Source organism: Olavius algarvensis spirochete endosymbiont (assembly GCA_900608495.1).
Taxonomy (GTDB): Bacteria; Spirochaetota; Spirochaetia; order DSM-2461; family DSM-2461; genus UBA2779.
The window spans coordinates 1-2,793 of the sequence record UWYT01000216.1; the positions used below are offsets into that span (position 1 = coordinate 1).

Sequence of the window (2,793 nt, forward strand, 5' to 3'; positions counted from 1 at the left end):
GACGCCCAAAGGATAGACAGAATGCGTGTGCATTCTGCCCACCGCTTGGGGATGGAACGTCACCGGAGGCTAACCCCTGACGGCTTGAGTCTCAAAGGAAAGCGCCGCAAAGTCGCAAGGTAGCGATTTCCTCCCTCATGCAAACTTCCCTTTAGCCTTTAGCGCTCCTACTTCCTTAAACTCCTAAGCCCTTGCATCGGGGCAGAATCGCCCTTCGGGCCTTTCTGCCCCGGCTTGTGCTCTACACCAGCTAGCCCTTCGACGATTTCCTATAGTAGTTAAGGAATTTTCCTGCTGAGGTTTTGCTTTTTTCTTCAGCAGAAAAAAAGGCGGCATTGTCCACAGGGGGCTACACATCCAATGCTTTTGTACGACCTTTGATTTTTGGAACAGCACAGAATAGGCAGAGGTTTTGCGATAAGGCGATGATGGGAAACTCGTTTGATTACGCCCAACTAACTTCCATTTTCTGAAAGAAAAAACTAAGCGAAGTACGGGATGATGAATATAGTTTCAATTTGCTCGGTTCGTGTAGTTCAAAATCAAGGATTATTTCATCATTTTTTGCATCAAGTGCTATTTTCCCTGATAGTCGATCAACACCAGCAAATAGAATCTTAATTGCTTTATTGTTTTCTGCAACAAGCCTTACAGCCATGACTATCTTTCGCGCAAGATAATCGATATTGAATTCATCTAAAGATGAATCATGAAGAGAATATTTACCATCACAGATTTCCGATAAGCTCATATCAGTCAATTATTTCACCTCCTGGCGCCGTATGGCGCTTTTCTGAGTCATGCCAATGTGGCCCTCGTGGTTTACCCCCTGGAGCATCTTCCCTGTCCCACCACCTTACAATATTTCCATCTTTGTCGCTCCATTGACGATGTCTACCATCTGTCTCCTCTTTAGAAGGTGTTTCCTCAACACCTTCTGGAGGAGTCCAATCATCAGGATTTTCAGGCCACTCTTTTGGATTGTCATGGTCATCAATATCGCGATCCTTTTCTTGAGGATCTTCAATAGTAGGCTTAGGCGTATCAGGCGTCGCCGCCTCATCAGGCGCTTCAGACGGAACAGTATAATCTTCAGGCTTTTCAGGCTCTACAACAACACCATCTTCAGGAGTCTTAGCCTTAGAAAGTATCCATCCCAGTATAATAGCACCAATAATAATTTCTCCAATCGGAGTTGGTTCTGTAAGGGCTGCAGCCACAGCCGCTCCACCTATTGCAATGCCACTTTCCCCCGTCGGGCCGACATACTTCACCGGGTTGTTGCTCACATAGGCATACCAATTTAGGCTCTCGATAACAGAATAGCTCTTGCGCATTCCTCCACTTTGCCCAGGTCCAAAGCCTTCCGGCCCGAGGCAGGTGAACAGAATACTCCCTTATTTCTCGTAGGCAGGAGGCCTACTGAAAATAAGGTGTGTTCTGTTTAGCCCCATGGCCATGGACGGCCAAGGGCGGGCCTGCCTTGAGGGTCTGCGCAGGTGGGGGCAGGAAGCCGGCGTTTGCTGCTTAGACATACAAAACTTGATACTACTAACAAAATTTGTAGTGTTTATTATTATGACTGTCGAGAGTTATCTGTGCAATGGTTAGAATGCTCTTCTGGTTGCTTGTTGTTTTGGATATTGGTTTCATTGTTTTATCTCTCGCCTGTATTGCTCTACTCAGATGAGGTAGTAGTCTCAGAGACGACTTGGAACTGACTGGAATCGAAAACTGTAGCTTCTATTTGTGTACACAAAACTCGACGATATCGGAAGAGATTTCACCAAACCATGCTTTAGAATTATCATATACCCCTTCCCGTATCTCGTAAATTGCTTGCAACTTAAAGTCTCCTTCATCTACTTTGTAATAATCTGACAGCTTCAATGGCACAGAGAATGTGGACATTGATGGCATATTAACTAAATCAATATCGCTCTGGATATAATCATGTTCCATACCAATAAACTTGGCTTTTCCCCCAGTTAAATCAGTTATCTCAAATCTTATGTAGTAGTCTTCAGGGATGAAAACCAACGGGATTAAACTATACTCATTAGAATCATTTTTGACCTCAACCTTGATTTCAATGCATTCATCTAATGAAAAACTTTTTTTCGTTAGTACTACAGAAATGGTAAAAGACATAACTCTGGCACTACATAGCAACACAAGAAGAATACAGGAAAACGTTTTCTTACCAATCATGTTTCTTATCCTCTAGCAAATCGCAATTATACAGATTTCCTTCGCACGCATGAGTAGTGCGTCATTCTCTTTCTAAGTATTTCTCAGCTTGTTCCAATGTATCAATATCTTCCCCATAGACCTGCTCTTCAAATGCCTGACCTTCTTCTCCAGGATAATCCTCACCATCTTGATCATCAAAATAATGCGTAGTTTCATGCTTAATTGTAGATTCGAGCAATAAATCGGAACCTGAAACACCATCTTCGAATGCCTCAAGCAAATCTTTATTAATGATGATATCCTCAGAGTTTGAATCAGGTTGAAAAGCACCATTATCCCCACCAAGTGATTCGGCGATAACATTTGGAGGATTCCCTTCGGTAAAAGCTCTATCCACATCATTTTTGCTTGCCTGCCCGTACTCTTCAAAAGCGTCATAGTCATCACTTGAAGGTTGCAAATTGTTGATGAATTCTGCACTTTTAGGATAGTCCTCATCTATTTCTGAAGTATTGAACATCCCCGTCGGGTCCACATACCTTACAGGGTTGTTGCTCACATAGGCATACCAGTTAAGAGCCTCTATGACAGAATAATTCG

The 2,793-nt window shown here is 43.2% G+C and carries 4 protein-coding genes; all 4 read right to left on the reverse strand.

The genetic code is table 11. The features are described 5' to 3' along the window. Positions 1-445: 445 nt before the first annotated feature. Positions 446-760, reverse strand: a complete 315-nt coding sequence (locus tag S1OALGB6SA_RS06390; RefSeq protein WP_124032912.1) for a hypothetical protein — start codon at positions 758-760, stop codon at positions 446-448. Next, complete coding sequence (locus tag S1OALGB6SA_RS06395) at positions 753-1,337, reverse strand: RHS repeat-associated core domain-containing protein (RefSeq protein WP_124032913.1); 585 nt, start codon at positions 1,335-1,337, stop codon at positions 753-755. The genes S1OALGB6SA_RS06390 and S1OALGB6SA_RS06395 overlap by 8 nt, the downstream gene beginning before the upstream one ends. A 406-nt stretch (positions 1,338-1,743) precedes the next feature. Further along, complete coding sequence (locus S1OALGB6SA_RS06400; protein ID WP_124032914.1) at positions 1,744-2,211, reverse strand: hypothetical protein; 468 nt, start codon at positions 2,209-2,211, stop codon at positions 1,744-1,746. A 61-nt stretch (positions 2,212-2,272) separates the two neighbouring features. Beyond that, on the reverse strand, positions 2,273-2,793 hold a 521-nt coding region (locus S1OALGB6SA_RS06405), incomplete at its 5' end, for a hypothetical protein (protein ID WP_503465877.1).